The sequence below is a fragment of the Gardnerella swidsinskii genome, from assembly GCF_003397705.1.
Lineage (GTDB): Bacteria > Actinomycetota > Actinomycetes > Actinomycetales > Bifidobacteriaceae > Bifidobacterium > Bifidobacterium swidsinskii.
Window position 1 is genome coordinate 24,106 of record NZ_QJVB01000001.1, and the last position, 20,802, is coordinate 44,907.

The window sequence follows — 20,802 nt, forward strand, 5'->3', positions numbered from 1 at the left end:
CAGACCGCGGCACGCGCTACAATTGTGCGTATTGTATTTTTCGCGCAAAATAGCAATAAATATTTCGTGCGAACAATGAAGTTACTGATGTATAAGCTTTATTGCAAGGAGATTTGACGTCATGCTGTTGTCTGATCACGACATTCTCAAAGCTCATGATGAGGGTCACATTGATTTGACCCCGTGGACCCCGGAAATGGTACAGCCAGCGTCAATTGACGTGCGCCTCGACCGTTTCTTCCGATTATTTAACAATCATGCTTACACGTATGTTGATCCTGCAGAAAATCAGGGAGAACTTACGGAACAGTTCGAGGTAGCTCCTGACGAACCATGGATTCTTCATCCTGGAGAGTTCGCACTCGGCGCTACATGGGAGTATGTAAAACTTGACGCTACTATTGCTGCACGTTTGGAAGGCAAAAGCTCGCTCGGTCGTCTTGGTATTTTGACACATTCCACAGCTGGCTTCATCGATCCAGGTTTTGAAGGTCATATTACTTTGGAACTTTCAAACGTTAGCACTTTGCCAGTTAAACTTTGGCCTGGCATGAAGATTGGTCAAATGTGCTTCTTCCAGTTAAGCTCACCATGTGAAAACCCGTACGGTTCAGCTGTTAACGGATCACACTATCAAGGTCAACGCGGTCCAACTCCGTCACGTTCGTATGAACATTTCTATCGTGCTGATTTAAGCGAATAATATTTTTAGAAAAATGATTCCGTTTTTAGAAAAGTAATTCCTAAAATAGCAAGATTTAGAAGAAAAGTAGATAATTCTCAGGTAATTATCAGTTAGCGTTACTGTTCTGCTCAGAATAGTGTGATTATATAATATTGTCGACAAAAAGACAGGTGCAGCGCACCTAAAACTTATTCTTTTCTTCTCTCCTTTATTCCCCCGGCGCATAGACGCCGGGGTTAAATTTTTTCTGCACGAAACGCCGAATTAACACTAAAAAGGTTGACATTGTCACAGCTAAGGCTAAACTTGTGCAACAAGATTGGAGGTTGATGAACATGAATACTCGTTTCTGGCGCAGCTGGCGTAGTTAAAAGCGAGTTCACATATCGGTGTGGGCTTGCTGATTTTAAACAATCAACGGGGCTATGCCGGATTCATCATCAACATTATTTGAGCTGAATGGCATATAAGCTGCCATCCAGCTTTTTTGTTATCTGAGCACACGCCCTTCAAATTTACAAAATAATCAACATAAAAATAATAAAGAACAAACTTAATGCCGATTTCCTCGGCACGCACAAGAAGGGCAAAATTATGGTAAACGCAGTTGAACAAAACATGTATTACGGTGAATTTGGCGGACAGTACGTACCAGATATGATTCGTCCAGCACTCGACGCAGTAGCAGCAGCTTACTTACAATACAAAGACGATCCAGAGTTCCGCAATGAATTAGCTGGATTATTAAAAGATTACGACGGTCGCGAAACACCTTTATACTATGCTGAATCTTTCACAAAATATTTAGGCGGCGCAAAAGTATATTTAAAGCGCGAAGATTTAAACCATCTCGGCGCTCACAAAATGAATAATGTTCTCGGACAAATTTTACTCGCTCAGCGCATGGGTAAAAAGCGCATTATCGCTGAAACCGGAGCCGGTCAGCATGGCGTTGCCACTGCTGCTGCAGCAGCACAATTCGGTATGGAATGCGAAATTTTTATGGGCGCACTTGATTGCGAACGCCAAAAACTTAACGTTTTTAGAATGACTTTGCTCGGTGCAAAAGTTCATGCTGTTCAAGAAGGCACAAAAACTTTAAAAGATGCTGTAACTGCAGCATTTATGGATTATGCACAGCACTTGGATGATACCTTCTACATCGTTGGTTCCGCAGTGGGACCTTACCCTTATCCACAAATGGTTCGCGATTTTCAAAGCGTTATTAGCAAAGAGTCGAGAAGGCAAATCCTAGAAAAGGAAGGCAGATTGCCGAATGCTGTAATTGCTTGCATTGGTGGCGGTTCTAATGCAATTGGTTCTTTTGCAGCATATATTGATGATCTGTCTGTACGATTGATTGGTGCTGAAGGCGCAGGTAAAGGCGCTGATACTCCTCAAAATGCTGCTACTATGACGAATGGAAAAGTTGGCATTACGGATGGCATGAAAACTTATGTTCTTATGGATGATGACGGTAACGAGCTTCCAGCCTACTCTATTTCTGCGGGATTGGATTACCCTGGAGTCGGCCCAGAACACTCATATTTAAAGGATTCTGGTCGCGCAGAATACTACGCAATCACTGATGATGAAGCAGTTCAAGCTTTTCGCGCACTTTCTAGAGTTGAAGGAATCATCCCAGCTTTGGAAAGCTCACATGCAATAGCACAAGCTATGAAGATGGTTCCAAAGATGAGTAAGGATGACATTGTTTTAGTAACAGTTTCCGGCCGTGGAGATAAGGATGTGAATCAAGTAGCACGCTATCTTGGAATTGAATTATAAATCATTAATTTAGCAACAAATAAAACACAGCAAATAAAACGAGGCAGATAATTCTCAAAATAAAGTGAGAATAAAAAGTAAGAGAAGAAGAACATGGCACTTCTGTAGCTAACATAGCATACAGAAGTGCCTATTTTTATTTTTATTTTTAAGCAGAATATCCCACTTATTTTTTATGCAAATCAGAGCATGCTGAACTAATTATTGTGCACAATCCTTCCATAATTTTGTCTACTGGAGAAGCTGCGCGCCAATTCAAATATAACGATCGATAAGGTTTAGGATTCTTAAACTCACGCAACATCAAACCAACTGGTTGCACAATTGGAGGTACAGTTGCAAGACGCGGCAATAATGTCACATCTTTGCTACCTACAACCATATATCGCAAAGTTTCTAACGACGTTGCCCTAAATTCTGATTGCTTCGCCCCCACTTTTTGGCATACATCGAGCATGCTTCTACGCATACAATGCCCATCTTCTAGTAAAAGCACTTTCTGAGTAGACAAATCTGAAAGTTCAATTGGTTTACTCTCGTGTCCTAGCAAAGAATTTGTAGAAGTCGCAAGAAGAAAATCTTCGTCAAAAACATGACACACTTTTATTGAAGGCGCATTCAAACTTTCGCTTAATATAGCTGCGTCGACTTGACCACTATCTAGCAAATCAATAAGTTTCGCTGATTTTTCTTCTATAAAACGAATAGTAAGTTTTGGTTTTAAACGCCTGAGTGCAGGCATAATTCTTGGAAGTAAGTATGGTCCTAACGTTGGGAACACACCCAAAACTACTGTAGATGACCATGGATCTTCTGAGCGTCTTGCAGCTTGTCGAATACGTGACATATCTGCCTGAATACGTTTAGCGTAATAAACCACTTCCCTCCCAGCAGGAGTTAAGATTTGTTTCCCGGGAGTGCGCTCAATAAGTTCTACGTCTAAAGTCTCTTCAAGTTTTTTAATTTGCGTTGAAAGAGTAGGCTGAGAGACGCGCATACGAACAGCCGCCTTGGTAAAGCTTCCTTCTTGTGCAAAAGCTATTAGATATTCTAACGCTCTAATATTCATAAGACGCCTCCCATTGTTTATTGCATAATAAATTTTATAAATTATTTATTTTGCGGGCTGCGGATAAGATAGTCAAATGCAGATAACGCAGCATTGGCTCCAGAACCATACGCTGTAACAATCTGCTTATACGGTTCGTCTGAACAATCTCCAGCAGCAAAAACACCCGGAGTATCAGTGCATCCAGCGCGATTCGTAATAATTTCTCCTCGATTATTGAGAGAAATATTATTTACAAGCCAACGAGTATTCGGAGCTAAACCAATTTGCACAAAAACCCCATCGGTTTCAACAATATGTTCTCTGTTTTCATCATCGTCTGCTTTATTGCGATCTATGTAACGTATTGCAGTAACTTTACTACCATTACCTTCAATACTACTTACGGCAGCACTCGTAATAACTTCAGCGTTAGGTAATTTATGCAAAGTATTAAGCAATACTTGATCAGCTTTAAGCACATCCATGAACTCAACCACCGTCACATGTTTTGCAACTCCTGCTAAATCAATAGCAGCTTCAACACCAGAATTTCCGCCGCCAACAACGACAACATTCTTATCTTTGAAAAGTGGGCCGTCGCAATGAGGGCAGAATGATACGCCTCTATTCCTATACTCATCTTCTCCAGGAACGCCCAACGTACGCCAAGTCGCGCCAGTTGCAATAATCACTGCACGCGCTTTCAAAGATCCGCCAGAACGCGCATGAATAGTATGTAACCCATATGGTTCCTTAGATAAATCGAGCGAGTCTGCCCAATCAGGAGTAAATACGTCAATATCGTACTGCGAAATATGCTTAGTTAAATCTGCTGCTAGTTGAGAACCAGTCGTATGCGTTTGGGAAATATGATTTTCAATACTTTCAGTTTCTACAACCTGTCCGCCACGATGATCCATAATCATAGCTGTACGCAAACCCTTACGAGCAGTGTAAATTGCGGCAGCAGAAGCAGCAGGACCGCCGCCAGCAATAACAATATCGTATGGATTTTGCGAATTCATTTTTTCTGCGAGCGCAACATTTGCCGAAGAAACGCTATTACCATTATTGCCATTCTCATTTTGCTCAACAGATTTTTCTTGTTCTGCGAGCACAGATACAAGTTCGTCAATTCCTGCCCGTCCGGAGGAAATAAGTTTGCCATTTTCAAAAACTGCTGGCACGCTCATTACACCGAGTTTATCTACTTCTTCACGGAAAGCGCTACCTTCAACTACAGTATGCTGGATTTTAGGGTTAATAATAGAAATGGTGTTAAGCGATTGCACAACTTCTGGGCAATTCAGGCAAATTACCGACATGTATGTTGTCACATTGTGTGAACCAAGCTTTAGTATTGCATCGCGTTGCTCATCACTAATTTTTGGCGCATAGCCACTTACTTGTAGAAGTGCTAGTACTAAAGAGCTGAATTCGTGCCCTAAAGGCAATCCCGCAAAACTAACCGATACAGTAGATTCTCCATTTACTGGATTATCTAGTTTTCTACGCAATTCAAAGCTTGGCTTACGCTTTACATTGCTAATTTCATTATTATTTACTTCAGAAATACTGATTTTGTCACTTTGCTGAGATACTTCTTCCAGTAAGGATTTAACTTTTTGAGATGTTTCAGAATTATCAACGTAAGAAATGATTTCTATTTTAGATACCATCTTTTTTAGTAATTCTGAAAGCTGAGCAGTTAATGATGCATTCAACAAAGACATAGTTTACTTCCTTCCGCAATTTTAGTCACAAGCAAAAATAAGAGAAATGCGTAGGAAACTATGAACGTAGCTCCCTACGCATTGAGATGATTCTTTAAAAAAATATTCTTTAATATTTAATTGCAAAAATCAGATTTTGCCGACTAAATCGATAGAAGGTTCCAAGGTTTCTTCGCCCTGCTCCCATTTTGCTGGGCAAACTTCGCCTGGGTGCGCTGCAATATACTGTGCTGCTTTAACTTTACGAAGCAGCTCGTCGGCGTTACGACCAATTCCGTCTGCGGTCATCTCAAAGAACTGAATCACACCTTGCGGATTCACGAGGAATGTAGCTCGGTGAGCTAAACCGGATTCTTGATTCCAAGCGTCAAAATTACGCGAAAGAGCTCCGGAAGGATCACCCAACATAGTGTACTTTACTTTTGCAATTGCTTCAGAATCGTCATGCCATGCTTTGTGTACAAAATGTGTATCCGTAGAGACTGAGTAAACTTCAACGCCTAGCTTTTGCAATTCCTCATAGTGGTTTGCAAGATCTTCCAATTCAGTTGGGCATACGAATGAAAAATCAGCTGGATAGAAGAAGAAAATTGCCCATTTGCCAAGAACATCAGTATCACTTACTTCAACAAATTCGCCATTCTTATAACCATTTACTTTGAATGGAAGAATATGTGTGTTCATTAAACTCATATCATTCTCCTAAATAGGTCATTTGCGCCTTCGTTGCGCTTTTATTTTCATTATTAAGAATAGATTATGGCTATTGATAATTCTAGTTATATAGATGTTTTCTATGACTCTTATACACATCGTCAATGATTTTAGTAAACAAAAAAGGAGCAACAACATTTATTTAGAAGTATGGACTTTTGTTTATGTAGACTATACAATTGATGAACTGTGTAGAATAGCAATTGTGGCGGCAAAATAAATTTCGATTAATTTATATAACGCACGTAGTTAACAAAGAGGTGCTACAAATCGTAAACAGTCGTCCTATACATTTGTTGACTACAAAACTAAACAAAATATGGGAGGATACTATGAAACGCAATGCAGTAACAGGGTTTTTAACTAGCCTATGCATGCTCTTGAGCCTATCTGCTTTCGCAATGCCAGCAATGGCAACAACCGCAGATAATTATGCAAAAACTCCACTTACTGCTGAAACAGCTAAACAAATCGCAAATGGAACTATAGGCTTAGATTTACCTGGGGCTTTGGATATGTCTTTATATCACAAGAAGCCTCTTGATCCACAAGCTGATTTAGATGGTGACGGCTTAACTAATAGTCAGGAAATTTACACTTACACTAAAGACGGTAAGACTTATTATGGGTACAATTCTCACCCTATGATGAACGATACCGATGGCGATGGTATTCCAGATAATCAAGACAGCAATCCTCGCAGGTGGGATATTAGTCCTCGCGATATGGCTTTATTCTCTGAACTTTCTTATCGAGATGATAATTACATAAATAAGGTACTCGATTACACTAAACCGCTTCACGACATTTACAAAAATCGCAGTGAGTACCGCCTTATGCACAACGAGCTTGCACCATTCTGGAAAGTTAAGGAAACCTACCACAAAAGGGGAGGATTTGATGCTGTTTTGTTTGAAAATGTAAGTCCATACCCATTCTTAGAACAAGGCACTGTTCAAGTACTAGCAATTCGTGGAACTTCCCAATTTAATGATTACGATGATGATTTTGCAATAGCTGTAGGTCATAACCCAGATCAAGCTAAAGATGTTGAGCAGTTGATTGAGCGTTATGGTCGCGAAAATACTGTTAGCAATTTGTATATTACCGGACATTCCCTCGGAGGATATCTTGCACAGCGTGCTTTAATTCGTGCTAAAGGCAAAGGCTACAACTGGATTAAGAAAATTTACACATTCAATTCACCACAAATTTGGGGAAATATTTTCAACCGTTGGTTGCGTGCCGTCGCCAATACTGGCGATAAGCTCACTCGAGAAGGTTACGCTGTTCATTACAAAGTAGACAACGACAAGGTTATTCGTTCTGTTGGCAATTTTGCTGGAGCTATAAGCGTCAGCAATTCTGCGCAAGGACATAGCTCTCGAAGCTATCTTGAGGCCCGTATGAACAATTTCCCAGGTTTCACCGTAGGTACTAGAGGAGATATTTCTGGCACTGGACGTTGGATGGAAGAACTTAACAACTTCTACGATGTTCGCACGTTCTAATTACTGCTAATTAATGATTATTAATTAGCACCAGCAATAGATAGCTATCTCGTGTAATTTATTAACAATAAGCTAAGTGCTGATTTACCGATGATTCATTAATATCACAAGTAGCTCAGTGCTTTTCCTATATCAATTAATCTAATGAAATTCTTTCCTATTACACCGCATCAGCTTAAGTATTAACTTTTGGTACTTATTAAAATTATCTGATTCAACTAGATACAATTTTATAAAGTTGTTAAATCTGATAAAACCAACACGTTGAGCTAAATCTGTTGTGCTGCTCGCAAAAATATTTTCAAAATAAAGTAGAAGTCTGTACAAAAAGTAAGGAATAGCAGTATGAGAAAAGTAAGTACCGTTCACACAATTAGTGGAATTGTATTAACTTTTGGTTTGATCATTTCATCGCTGGTTTACATACCTTCGCTAGCAACAACCGCAGCGGCAGAAGAAACATCACCAGTGCACGTACCTCTTACCGCACAAACCGCTCACGACATTTCTACTGGTCGAATTCGTTTGGAAAATAATCAGATTGATTCTTTGCTTTACCATAAAGCCGCGCTAGATCCAGATCAAGATAGCGACGGCGACGGTCTGAAGAACAGCGAAGAGCTTTACACTTACGTAAAAAACGGACGCACATATTACGGATATAATTCGCATCCACTTATTAAGGACACCGACGGCGACGGATTAGATGACAAAAACGATAGCAATCCTCGCAGGTGGGATATTAGCCCTCGCGATATGGCGCTGTTTATGGAGCTTGTGTATAGGGAAGACAGCTACGTCAAAGAAGTACTTGACTACTCAAAACCGCTCAGGATTATTTATGAAAATCGCAATGAGTACCGCCTTATGCACAACGAGCTTGCACCATTCTGGAAAGTTAAGGAAACCTACCACTTCGGGAGTGGGTTTGACGCTATCCTTTTTGAAAATGTGAATCCTGCGTACCCATTTATTAAGCAAAACGGCGTGCAAGTATTAGCAATTCGCGGCACTAAAGGCGCAACAGATGTATGGAATGATGTCTTGCTTGGAACTGGCTCAAACCCAGGCCAAGCTGCTGATATAGATAAATTAATTGATGAATATAAACAAAAGAACACTGTAAGCAATTTATATGTTACAGGTCACTCTTTAGGTGGGTACTTAGCACAAAGAGCCTTAATTCGAGCTAAAAGTAGTGGCGCAACTTTTAATATTAAAGCTTATACTTTTAACGCTCCGAGAATCAAAGGTAATATATTCAACAGATGGCTTTGGGAAACATCTGATTTTGGCGATAAACTAACTAAAGAAGGTTATGCCGTTCATTATAAAGTTGATAACGATACAGTAATAGGCGGAATAGGAAATTTCGAAGGTGCAATAAGCGTAGGAAGTTCTGGAGCCGGTCATGGATCCAGAAGCTACTTTGAGCCTAGAATGAATGCTTTCCAAGGATTCACAGTTGGCGAACGCAATAAAATTGAGGGAACCGGTCGCAAAATTGATGCACTCGACGGATTAGTTAACGAACCAGTTATTAAAACTGACGAACAAGCTTTCGAACCTAAAATTACGAATATTGACATTATGGAAAATGATCCATTGCCAAAAGGCACAACAATAAAGCATCTTCTTAATCCTAACGATATACCGCAAGGCTCTACCATTACAGACATTACAGAATACGACAAAATTGACACTTCTCAATGCGGCAACTACGAAGGGAAAATACTACTCGTACTATCTGGTAGAATATTAAAAACTATTATAGTTCCAATAACCATTCATAAACGATTGGCTAATATCGAGGAACTTCCAAATGTTACTGCTGAACCTGGCAAGAAAATAGAAGTCAAAAAAGACAATAAAATCCCCGATAATTTCGACTTCAAACCATACTTAAAAAACTTACCAGAAAACAGCACAGTACAAGTTGTAAAACAACCAAACACAACAAACACTGGAGAAACAACATTTATCATAGAAATAACCTTTGCAAACAAAGCAAAACAGAAAGTAACTCTTAAAGCTCACGTTGTAGAAATCATTCCAGCAACACCACTAAACCCAGCTAAAAAGAGTATTACGTGGGCCGAGTTAATTCCTGCAAAGAAATCAACACCATGGATCGAGCTAACACCAGCGACACCAGCTCCAACACCAACTCCCGTACCTCCGACACCTGTTCCACCGACACCGGAACCAACGCCTTCGCCTACGCCGACACCGACGCCTGATCAACAACCTGCAGTGCCTCTGCAGCCGAAACCAAACCCGGTGAATCCAACACCCGTTCCGCCAAAACCTGCGCCTAAACCAGAGCCACAACCTGTTCCACCAACACCAGAATCTCATTCTGACAACAGTGAACACTCTAGCAATGGCGAACCTGATAAGTCTGCAAATAGCACAACCCCACAGACTAATAAGTTCGATCAAGACCATAAGGAAATTCCAAGCATGGGATTTCCCGAACCAACACATCCTTCCAAAACTCTACAAACTCCTGCAGTTAGTAACGATTCTATGCGCGAAAACCACATAGAGCTTAACGCAAACTCAGAATCACACACATTACAGCAACAGATTCCATCAGCACCAAAGAGTATTGCAGATTTACTTCCAGCGTTGTGCAACACTCTCACCGTCGGGAATAATAACATTGCTTATGCGGGAAAAAACAACCATATCACTGTTACAGTAAATGCAACATCAGAATTCATGCGCAGATTACAACTAGAAAAAGCAGTAAAAGCTTATGCCTACATATATTCCAACCCTAAACTTCTTTATAGCGCAAATGGAATGAAATATGTAACAGTTCACATTAATGAATATGGCAGAATTGTATTCGACGTAGTTATCCCGGAAGACTATAAAGGCAATCATACGATTGTCCTTATTGACGAAAACGGTAAACAAGTTGCGTGGACGAATACTTTAGTAAAGAAAGACCTCCATTTACACAAACAATCCACAATAGCCAATAATGCACTCCCTCGTACTGGAATACAAATAATTCCAATTGCACTTAGCGTTGCATTGATGCTGTTTGCTAGCACAATTGTGACAATTGCAAGAAAAAGAAAGTTTAACTAAGCGTAAGTTGTAGTTTTTATACATCCAATGTACAAAAACTACAACTTATACAATTTTACAATCTGAATGGAGCGGATGACGGGAGTCGAACCCGCCTCTGAAGCTTGGGAAGCTTCCATTCTACCGATGAACTACATCCGCATGCTGTAACTAAAAGTAAACTAGTTTCAACAACCATCTAAGGGTATCATGCACAGCTTACCGCTTCAATATTTAGGAATCAGTTTATGAACTCAATAAACAAGACAAGCAAGTTCAACAAACAAAATATTCATGCAGCAATGCTCATTAAACGCCCAATCCTATCCTGAACAGTAGGACGCGCAGTACACAAATGCACAAGCGCAGGGGCGTTATTATTCCATGGACAAATAATCATCAAAGAAGCAACAGCCTGCAATCCAGCAGTAGATTTCATCTCGTGAAGCTGCATGCCGTAAGTAATTTTATTAAGTGCGGAAGCAAGCGCAGCAAAATCTCCAGTAATTTCACTACTTCCCTTATCTGCGTCAAATTCACGCGAACCAGGAATAATTGCATTGATAATAACAGAAGCAATAGGAGCGAATAAAATATTCAAAAACTTACCAATAAATTTGCAATACTTGCGAATATCACGACGATATGTATCACCGACATAAACAAGCCAAGAACCAACGTACGTTAATACTGTTGCTGTAGCAGTAGCCAGCGAAGAAGCGAGAATATCATGATTATAAATATGAGTTAATTCATGACCAATAACACTACGTAACTCGCGCTCGTTAAGAATATTAATCAAACCACGAGTACAACATATACTCGCATGACGCTCACTTCTACCAGTTGCAAAAGCATTAGGACTTTCGTAGGGAGAAACCATTACTCGCGGCATAGGTTTACCAATTCGAGCAGATAAATCTCTGACCATTGCGTAAAGCACAGGCTCTTCTTCTTCACTAACCTCTGTAGCATGCATAGCAATAATCGCAAGCTTACTTGAGCACCAATAAGCAAAAACACTAAATGCAATACCAGGAATAATGAACCATATTAGTGAAGACAGATGCGAGCCAGTAAGAACCCAACATAAGGCAAGAAAAAGCCACACAACAACAAAAAATAGTGCGGCTTTTAAGCTGCCATAGTGTATTCTCAAGCCTTTCAACATATGAGCTATCTTAATAATGCGAACTTAAATTTTTCTGAATATATACTGCGTATTTACTAACTACAAACTTAAATACTAAGTAATATTTTCAGTTTATTTAGGGCATTATTTGCTACCTAAAGCAATATTTACAAGTTCAGAAGCTGAAACAACTTTCTTTCGAGTTCTCTGCTCATTGGCTCCAAGTTCACGCTCATAAGAGTCAACTCGCTTCCAACCGGCGTAATCAATTGGTTTAATGCCCTTTTCTGCCAATAATTTATCTATAGAATTTTCATCGCGATCAGGTGCGATTCGCCCAGCATTGCCAGCTTTAGATAAATCTTCAAGCATATTATTAACAATCAAAAGAGCATCAGATTTTGTAGAACCGATTAATCCTACCGGCCCACGCTTAGCCCAGCCAGTTGCATACAATCGCTCACGAACTTCGCCATTTTCCACAGACTCCACTAAGCGCCCATCAATATTTGCAAGCAAAGTACGCTTTTCGTCGTAAGCAATACCTGCAACTTCTGCAGGATGGTAGCCAATGGCATGGTATACAGCTTGAACGGCGTATTCCTCGAACTCTCCAGTACGAGTCATTTTGCCATCGGCGCTTGTAGTCGTGCGCTCAACTCGTATTGCTTTCACATGTCCATCTTCACCAAGAATTTCTACCGGCGCACAGTTGAAGTGGATAATATAGCGTTTGTTGGCTGGCTTCCCCTCAAAATCAACGTTTCCGCCATCTTCCATGTCTTCAGCCATATCGCGAATAGCGAAAAGCTCCTCAACCATTTGACGCGTGAGCTTATCGTTACCGGCTACTTCAATAGTCTCATCGTCAAGTTCAAAATCATCCTCATTAATAACAATTTGCACTCCGGATAACTTTTCCATTTCGCGCAATTCTTGAACAGAGAATTTTGCTTGGGCAACTCCACGACGAATAAATAAATGCAAGGTTTGGGTTTTATTTTTTTGCAATCCCTCATACACGTCATCTGGAATATCCGTATGAGCGCGCAAATAATCAGGATCTCGTAAAAGCTCACGAGCAACATCCATTGCCACATTTCCGCCACCAATAACAGCTACTTCCTTGGCTTCAAGCGGCCATTCTCGATTGCTAGTTGGGTATCCATCGTACCATTCTACGAATTTTGCAGCTCCGTACACTCCGTCTAAATCGGCACCTGGAACTCCTCGAAGAGGCCTATCTTTCACAGCACCCGTTGCAAATAACACAGCATCATATCTATGAAGTAAATCTTCTAATGCAATATCTTTACCAAATTCAACATTTGCATAAAGATGAATATTTGGATTATCAAGCGTCTTTTCAAGCGCATCCGCAATAAATTTGATACTTGGATGGTCAGGAGCTACTCCGTAACGCACTAAGCCGAAAGGCACTGGCAATTTTTCAAAAAGATCAATGCGAGCGCTAGAGCCTAATCCCAATTCTTCTCCACGCTTTGCAATCTGACGTAAGAAGATATCGGAAGAGTACACTCCTGCAGGGCCTGCTCCTATTACAGCAATACGCAGTTGAGATGTTTCTTGTGAAACATTTTCGTTTAAGTTATTTTTTTCCATTATTATCCCCATATTGAACTGTATTATACGGCACTTTTCGCCGTTTTCGCGCTATTTAGCGCGGCCTACAAGCATAGGTTGCCTCAATCACTCAGCAGCGTAACTGTAAAGCGTTTATATGTAATTCTTCGCCAGAAATAAGTTACGTACAAGCTTGAGCCGTTACCGTTTGCAGCTAACTCGTATGCTTTCATAATTAGACTAGCGCATTACTTCGTCTTACAACATACTCAAACGATAAAATACTCAAACGAATATTATTAAAGGTGTCGTAATGAATATCGTAAAAATATTGCCAAAAAATATTTTTATTTTCGTTCGCGCAATGCTGTTAAAGCCCACATAATAGCAACAACATCAATTGCTTCTTGCATCATTGCGCCAATAACTGCTGGAATAAAACCGAAAGCCGCAAAAATCATACTTATAATTGCTAATCCAATGCCCATCAATACTGACTGAACCATAACGCGTTTAGTATGTTTTGCTACTCTTATTGCGCTTGCAACAGAAGAAATATCGTTGTTCATAATAACTACCTGTGCGCATTCAGATGCTGCCGTATCTGTGCCATCCGTTACCGCTACGCCAATATCTGCAGCCGCAAGCACTGGAGCATCGTTTACACCGTCTCCAACCATCATTGTTACAGTCGAATCTTTCTTACTTTTGGCTGCATTGTAATTGTGCTTTTTTACATACGCTAATTTATCTTGCGGAAGCAAATCTGCATATATTGTGTCAATTCCAACACTTTTACCAATTGTTGTTGCAGCTTGCAAACTATCGCCAGTAAGAATAGATATTGAGCGCGCACCAAGTGTACGCAATGTGTCAATAGTTGATTTCGCATTATCGCGCGGCACGTCTTTTAATACGATTCTTCCTACCAGCACGCCGTCAAAAGACACGTAGGTTGCCATTTCGTCTGCTGCGAGAGATTTGCCTATAGTTTGATTCGCGTTTTGCTCTGTAACGTACTTGCGTCTGCCTACACGTACTAAAATACCGTCTACAACGCCCTGAATACCCTGACCTGCAGTTTCTTTAACACTGTGCACTACAGGGTATTCTCGCACGCTAGGAAGCTGCGGAACCGACGATGGGTGAGCATTTTCCCACAAGCTTGCTCCCGCTTTAGCAATACCACCTGCAAGTATGTGCTGAGAATACGTCTCTAGAACACCTGCGAGCATTACAATACGATCAGCCTTCTGGGTAGTATCGATTACGTCTACGTTTACAACTTGCGGCTGTTTTACAGTCAACGTGCCAGTTTTGTCAAAAAATACATCTGTTACACGACTTAATTGCTCAAGCACATCCTGACTTTTAACAACAATTCCAAGTTTCGCTAAACGCCCAGTTCCAGCCATGCACGCAACCGGCACCGCAATAAGCAGCGGGCAAGGAGTTGCCAAAACTAGCACTTGCGCAAATCTAAGAGCATCTCCAGAAAAGCCCCAAGCAAAACCAGCAATTACAAAAGACAAAACAGTGAATGGCACAGATAACATGTCTGCAAATCTAACTACTGCAGCTTTAGAAGACCTAGCAGACTCAACAAGCTGCATGATTTTCTGATACTGCGAGTTTTTAGACAGCTTTGTTACGCGCATAATAAGCACAACTCCACCGTTTACACAGCCTGAAAGCACTGCAGCTCCCGCATAGACTTCTCTAGGAACGGATTCTCCGTTAATAGCACTTGTGTCTAAAATTGCAGAACCGCTTAACAGCTCACCATCAACTGGCACAGTTTCGCCAGGAAGCACAATAATTACGTTTCCAATATTTAATTCATCAACTGGAACCGTTTTGTAACGCTGCAAATTTGAGGAGATTTCGCCGTCTGTAGTTGATTGCAAAAATGGACAAATATTGTGTTTATAGTCGCAATTTTGCTCGCTAATATTAGATTGCTTAGAATTAGCGGCATCCACTTTTCTGAATTCAGCATGCCGGCACAGAACACACGAGCTAGGCTTGCACTGATTTTCACTCAAACATGGCGGTTCGTATGATTCATCATTTGCTTGATTATTATCCATTTCATACTCAATACCTGGCAAAGTCATAAGATGAGCAGTTTTTGGAGCTGCGCTTACTAAAAGAGACAGATTGCGCTGGGCTTTCATATGCGCAAAATCTTCAATTGCCTCTCCCGTCCAAACCATTACAACAATCAAATAGCTTGCCCAAAACTCACCAATACAAAGCGTTGCAAGTAATGCAACAAAAGCTAGCAAATCAATACCTAAAGTTCCGCGCAATAAATTTTTAATCATGTTGCGCAAAGAAATAAGGCTGGTATATAAAACGAGAATAGCGATAATAGTTTTGCCAAGACTAATACTTATTGAAATATCGAAATCAAGATTTAAGAAATCAAAAATTCGTTGCGAAAGATTAGATATTTGCTCACAGAAAGTAGTTAATATAGGCAAATTATACGAGTACAAAGCCACAATAAACGGAAAAGCAAGAATTACGACTGTTAATTGAGGTGCACGACGGCAATATGCTAAAAGTTTACGCATACACTTTCCTTACGCTGATCAGGTTAACCGCTTAAGACGCTGCCAACACACGATTTCACGCCTTGTTAACCCATTGAGAGCAGATTTGATTTAGCTGCACTCAATACACGGCGTAAAGATATTCATGTTTATTTATATGTGATTAGTATACCAATAGGCCTTGATGAGAAGCATTCTCATGTAAATATTATGCTTCCAAAAAAGCACCATAATGAGTTCCAACAATTACTAATTGTACTATTTGAATTATTAAATTAATAAGTTTATGCTTCATATCTTTTTAAAATTTAGGTTATAGGCCAATTTATTTGCCATAGATTCGGCCTATAACCCTAAAATTTACTGTTCTTTAGTGAAAAGAGTTCTTACAATTTTGAAAAGCATAAATAATAGACGTAGTGTGATATATGTTGCTACGAATGTTGCAAGCCAAATCATAATATTTTGAATATTCCAACCTTGACCTTTAACAAATGAAGCTACTAATAAAGAAACTACGCCAGCAGAAATATCAGCAATATTTTGTTTTATCTTATAAATCATTTTTTACATCCTTCCGTCTAAAATGAAAACCTTTATGGTTTTCATCTCTCTTTAATACCTTTCAAGTTAACAATATATTGTGTATAGTTCCACAGCAAAATATATGCCGCAATCTCTGGGAAGAGATTCAACTATTTAAACATTTTTATATTTTTTACAACACTGACAAATATCAGGGTGTCACCCTAATTTTATTAGGGGTAATCAGTAAAAAATTGGGTTATTCCCCAAAAATTGAATGGGCACGCGACAAGAAAGAAATTGATAAACAAAAAGTTCTGATTGAAAAATCAATCAGAACCCTGTTCGTGGAGCTAAGGAGACTCGAACTCCTGACCCTCTGCTTGCAAAGCAGATGCGCTACCAGCTGCGCCATAGCCCCATTCGAAAGAATGATGTCATTCTATCGTGGGCCCGGGAGGACTTGAACCTCCGACCTCATCCTTATCAGGGATGCGCTCTAACCACCTGAGCTACGGGCCCAACTCGTATGCCTAAAACATACAAGTAGTTACATTAGCACAGACACAGAAAATGTCAAACCGCAACACGCCATAAAAAGAAAACAGCGTGTTGCGGTTTGAATCAAAAAAATTAAACAGAGAATAATTAATCAAGATGGCTACGCATGAACCACTGGAACTTTTCCAACTGTTGAACATGATCTTGAATAATATTTGAGCTAACTAAATCAAGCTCATCAAGTTCCGCGATAGCCTTGCGATCGTCTGCAATCATATCGTTATAGTACTCAATAAGCGCTTGCAAATACTCCTTTGTAGACTTGCGACCAGTCAAAGCAAAACGCTTCCATGTGCGAGCAGCAACAACATCGTCTGCGCGGCCAAGTGGAGAGCCGCCCAAAGTTGCAATTCGCTCAGCAGTTTCATCCGCCTGCGCCAAAACTTCAGCAACCTGTGGATCAAGCATTTCGTGCACTGCAATAAAATCTGGACCAGTAACATTCCAATGCGCATGCTTGAGCACCAAAGCAGCTTCCTGCTCGTGGCTTAAACGATTCTGTAAAATGGCAACAGCCTTTTCACTGGCCGCTTCGTCGAGACCTGGCAAAATATGCAACAAAGCCATGTTCTATCCTTCCTTAGGTTTGTTAATACCGTTATTATTCTACTGCTATGGCTTAAACTACGCGCGGCGACGCACTTCAATCGTCGCAATACGCCTACCATCAACCGCAGTCACAGTCATATCGTAACCATCCGCATCATGCAAAACAGCTCCAACACTTCCCATTGAACCAGTATGCGCTAAAAAGTAGCCTGCAACAGTCTCATACGGACCGTCCTCAAGCTCAATGCCGGTAATGTCAGCAAAATCTTCAATGGTCATACCGCCATCAATTTTTGCAACACCATTTACAAAAGCAGTTGTTTTATTCACATTATTTTGCTCAGTTTCACCAGGCAAATCATATTCATCGCGAATATCTCCAACTAGCTCTTCTGTCATGTCCTCAAGCGTAACAATACCGTCAGTTCCACCATATTCATCGATGACAACAGCCAAATGAATACCACGTTTACGAAGAAGTTCCAGGCTCGGCAATAGTTTGGAAGTTCCAGGAAGACTAATTCCTTCGCGAGTTACATCTGCAACAGTTTTTGCATTTGGATCACGCACATCTAGCAAATCACGAACATGCACAAAACCTATAACATCATCAAAATCTTTGCCAATAACAGGGTAGCGAGAATACGGAAGCTCACGAATTTTCGCGGCAGCTTCTTCAAGGCTCAATGAACCATCCAAAAACTCAACATCAGCACGAGGACGCATTACTTCAGCAACAATAGTTTCAGACGCATCAAACACATCATCCAAAATAGTACGCTCATCCTGACTTAAACGTTTATTGCTATTGACAAGAACACGCAATTCTTCGTCAGAAACTTCGCTTTCCTTCTCATTAGGATCAAAGCCAAGAATGCGCACAAAACCGTTAGTATTCTTTCCAATAAGCCAAATTAAAGGCTTGCAAATCTTTGAGAAAACATCAACCGCCGGCACAACCGCTCGCGCAATCTGCTCAGCACGCTGCATAGCAATACGTTTTGGAACTAATTCAGAAATAACAATAGAACAGTAAGAAATAACAAGAGTTAGAAAGATTGTTGTAAGTGGGCCAGCAACGTGCGAAGAAACACCCCATGAACATACAACCGGCACAACATACGGAGCTAAAGCAGACTCACCAAACGATGCAGAAAGAAAGCCAGAAAGAGTTACTCCAATTTGTAGAGCAGATAGAAAAGTGTTAGGGTCGCGGGCAATTTTTGCAACTCTAGCACCACGCGCATCCTGCAATTCCATGCGATCAATTTGCGAACTTCTCAAGCTCACTAAAGCTAATTCGGTTGCCGCAAATACGGAACCAAATAGCAAAAAAATCATAATGAGTAGAATATTAAAACCAATCGCCATACTTGTTATCTTAGTTTACTTCTATGCGATATCAACAATTCTAAAATAATTATCACCATTAACGAAGATAAATTATTTATGGGCGATAAAAATATCCAGTTGGAGCTTGAGCTGTTTGCATTGATATAACGTGCAGCACAACTCCAGGATGCTGATATCCAGGAATGCCAATATTGCCTCTAGAAACGCGTGCACGAACACGCACCCATTCATGATCTTGAATTTCGCCAATATTTGATTTTTCGGCAACTAATCCAAACGGAGACATGTCGAGAATACAGCATGACATAAGCTGACGAGATACCCTAAATTGATTTGCATTCAACGTAGAATCTCTGCTGACAAAACCTGTAAGAGTAATCGCGTATCCATCATATTTTGCAGCATTATGATCGATTTCGTCATACCAGGAGCCGAAATCATCATCATCAACTGTTATCTCATGAGATTTTTCATACAATCCTGGCAAAGGATAATTTTGGCTACGAATAGCAATAGCACGACCGCCAGCATACTGGTCGAATCCATCTACACTAATATTTTGAGCGTAACGCAAAGGAACAATAATAAGTAGCGCAGGAACAACGAAAGCTACAAACATACGCCAAACATCGCGCGAAGAAACAGAAAACCATCCAATCGCAGCACATATAGACAAAATAAATAGCAAAATAGCAGTAATTAACAAATAATAATATGCTCTAGGCGTAGTAAAAAGCGTATATCTACCGCTTAAAGTAACTTTCGCAATTATGACTGCAAAAAATAGCAATAAAATAGCTTCTACCAATTGAGCTAAAGTGATTTTTTTACAAGCATTATGCTCAACACATTTTTGCTTTTTCATGCGATGAACCCCCAAGCCCAGTGAGCTAATAATGACGCTAGGAAGCACGCAAAAGCAATAGTTAATGTTAAGCGCCACACAAATTTACCACGGCAATCCTCAACGAGCATAAGCGTATTCTTTAAATCAAGCATAGGACCAAACAGCAGAAATACTAGCACCGACGACATAGGCAATGATGTTGCTAAACTTCTTGCAATTACAGCATCTGAGCTGGAGCATAGAGAGCTTGCGTACGCAATAGCCATCATTACAGGAATAGCAATGAAAACATTACTCACTTGCACGCGAGAAGCAGGATCAGCTCCGAGCCATGCGCGAATTACAGAAGCAACTATAGTTCCACATACAATAATTGGAATTAATTTTATTAAATCCTGATGTATATGCTGCACATATTTGCGAATTTGCGCAGAAATACTATGCTTTTCAATATTATTTTTTGTGAGATTACTTTCGTTATTCAATTCGCAAGAACAATGTAAAGAAGATTCGCTTTCTACTAAAATTTTCTTACGCAAAATATTGGTTTTCGAAGGGAATATAACAAAACTTAATCCAACTAATAATGCAATACCAACACCTAGAGCAATACGCATAATAGCAACAGCTGGAGCGTCAGAAAACGCATAAAATGTTGCCAATACAGATACTGGATTTACAACAGGAACTGCACATAGAAAAGTTATGGCGCACGGCAATGGTAGTTTTCTTGCAACTAAACGAGAAAACGTTGGAACGACTACACAATCACAAACCGGCATACAGACGCCGGCTAATATGGCAGCCAAGAAACCATTTGCTGTAGATTTTGGAACATGTTTCTCAATAAAATCAGCAGTTACCCAAGTTTCTACTGCAGCAGAAACAAGCACACCTATGAGCGTAAAAGGTATAGCTTGTAGCAACAATCCGGAAACACCTCGAATTGTTGTATCAACGAGAAACCAAGGATGTTGCCCTTGTAAAGCAGGAGCAGCTGCAATAATAAAAGCTACTAAAGGAGCTCCGACAAGCAAGAAAAGATAGTTCGTAGAATTAGCGGAATTTGCAGAATTTGCAGAATTTGCATCAAGCGTATCTTTAGATGATTGATTCATATCTGTAACCTA

The 20,802-nt window shown here is 40.2% G+C and carries 15 protein-coding genes and 3 tRNA genes; 4 read left to right on the top strand and 14 right to left on the bottom strand.

The window, feature by feature from the left end:
• Positions 1-121 precede the first annotated feature (121 nt).
• Together dcd and trpB are read left to right on the top strand one after the other, a co-directional pair.
• Positions 122-703 (top strand): dCTP deaminase, encoded by a 582-nt coding sequence (gene dcd / locus D0T18_RS00110; RefSeq protein ID WP_004109442.1) that lies wholly within the window; start codon positions 122-124, stop codon positions 701-703.
• Between the two features lie 576 nt (positions 704-1,279).
• Positions 1,280-2,473 carry a tryptophan synthase subunit beta gene (gene trpB / locus D0T18_RS00115; protein ID WP_116440292.1) on the top strand — a complete coding sequence of 398 codons (1,194 nt, stop codon included), beginning with the start codon at positions 1,280-1,282 and terminating at the stop codon, positions 2,471-2,473.
• A 166-nt stretch (positions 2,474-2,639) separates the two neighbouring features.
• On the opposite strand, the gene D0T18_RS00120 is transcribed toward trpB, so the two are convergent.
• The 3 genes from D0T18_RS00120 to ahpC all read right to left on the bottom strand — a co-directional run bounded on the left by D0T18_RS00120 (position 2,640) and on the right by ahpC (position 5,950).
• On the bottom strand, positions 2,640-3,542 hold the full coding sequence (locus D0T18_RS00120) for a LysR substrate-binding domain-containing protein (protein ID WP_103013737.1): 903 nt from the start codon (positions 3,540-3,542) through the stop codon (positions 2,640-2,642).
• A 41-nt stretch (positions 3,543-3,583) separates the two neighbouring features.
• Entirely contained in the window at positions 3,584-5,257 is a 1,674-nt protein-coding gene (ahpF, locus tag D0T18_RS00125; RefSeq protein ID WP_102704530.1) for an alkyl hydroperoxide reductase subunit F, read from the bottom strand.
• A gap of 129 nt (positions 5,258-5,386) precedes the next feature.
• The gene (gene ahpC, locus D0T18_RS00130; RefSeq protein ID WP_012913675.1) at positions 5,387-5,950 is read right to left on the bottom strand and encodes an alkyl hydroperoxide reductase subunit C; all 564 of its coding nucleotides are present in this window, start codon (positions 5,948-5,950) and stop codon (positions 5,387-5,389) included.
• Between the two features lie 353 nt (positions 5,951-6,303).
• On the opposite strand from ahpC, the gene D0T18_RS00135 reads away from it, so the two are divergent.
• Both D0T18_RS00135 and D0T18_RS00140 read left to right on the top strand, forming a co-directional pair.
• The gene (locus tag D0T18_RS00135; protein ID WP_012913676.1) at positions 6,304-7,482 is read left to right on the top strand and encodes a lipase family protein; all 1,179 of its coding nucleotides are present in this window, start codon (positions 6,304-6,306) and stop codon (positions 7,480-7,482) included.
• Positions 7,483-7,827: 345 nt separating this feature from the next.
• Entirely contained in the window at positions 7,828-10,584 is a 2,757-nt protein-coding gene (locus tag D0T18_RS00140; protein ID WP_116440293.1) for a Rib/alpha-like domain-containing protein, read from the top strand.
• Between the two features lie 67 nt (positions 10,585-10,651).
• On the opposite strand, the gene D0T18_RS00145 is transcribed toward D0T18_RS00140, so the two are convergent.
• From D0T18_RS00145 to D0T18_RS00195, 11 genes are all read right to left on the bottom strand, one after another.
• Positions 10,652-10,725: transfer RNA gene (locus D0T18_RS00145), tRNA-Gly, on the bottom strand.
• Positions 10,726-10,855: 130 nt separating this feature from the next.
• Positions 10,856-11,734: a M48 family metalloprotease gene (locus D0T18_RS00150; RefSeq protein ID WP_012913678.1), complete on the bottom strand. Its 879-nt coding sequence runs from the start codon at positions 11,732-11,734 to the stop codon at positions 10,856-10,858.
• A 105-nt stretch (positions 11,735-11,839) separates the two neighbouring features.
• Positions 11,840-13,318, bottom strand: a complete 1,479-nt coding sequence (locus D0T18_RS00155; protein ID WP_064622088.1) for an FAD-dependent oxidoreductase — start codon at positions 13,316-13,318, stop codon at positions 11,840-11,842.
• A 308-nt stretch (positions 13,319-13,626) separates the two neighbouring features.
• Positions 13,627-15,858: a heavy metal translocating P-type ATPase gene (locus D0T18_RS00160; RefSeq protein WP_116440294.1), complete on the bottom strand. Its 2,232-nt coding sequence runs from the start codon at positions 15,856-15,858 to the stop codon at positions 13,627-13,629.
• A gap of 339 nt (positions 15,859-16,197) precedes the next feature.
• On the bottom strand, positions 16,198-16,401 hold the full coding sequence (locus D0T18_RS00165) for a hypothetical protein (protein ID WP_012913681.1): 204 nt from the start codon (positions 16,399-16,401) through the stop codon (positions 16,198-16,200).
• 309 nt (positions 16,402-16,710) lie between these two features.
• Positions 16,711-16,783 (bottom strand) — tRNA-Ala (locus D0T18_RS00170).
• A gap of 27 nt (positions 16,784-16,810) precedes the next feature.
• Positions 16,811-16,884, bottom strand: a tRNA-Ile gene (locus D0T18_RS00175).
• Positions 16,885-17,010: 126 nt separating this feature from the next.
• Entirely contained in the window at positions 17,011-17,490 is a 480-nt protein-coding gene (locus D0T18_RS00180) for a Dps family protein (RefSeq protein WP_012913682.1), read from the bottom strand.
• A gap of 57 nt (positions 17,491-17,547) precedes the next feature.
• Entirely contained in the window at positions 17,548-18,843 is a 1,296-nt protein-coding gene (locus D0T18_RS00185) for a hemolysin family protein (RefSeq protein WP_012913683.1), read from the bottom strand.
• Between the two features lie 76 nt (positions 18,844-18,919).
• Positions 18,920-19,690, bottom strand: coding sequence for a TIGR03943 family putative permease subunit (locus D0T18_RS00190; RefSeq protein ID WP_012913684.1), 771 nt, complete (start codon positions 19,688-19,690; stop codon positions 18,920-18,922).
• On the bottom strand, positions 19,687-20,790 hold the full coding sequence (locus tag D0T18_RS00195) for a permease (RefSeq protein WP_116440295.1): 1,104 nt from the start codon (positions 20,788-20,790) through the stop codon (positions 19,687-19,689). Before D0T18_RS00195 ends, D0T18_RS00190 begins: the two co-directional genes overlap by 4 nt.
• Positions 20,791-20,802: the final 12 nt, after the last annotated feature.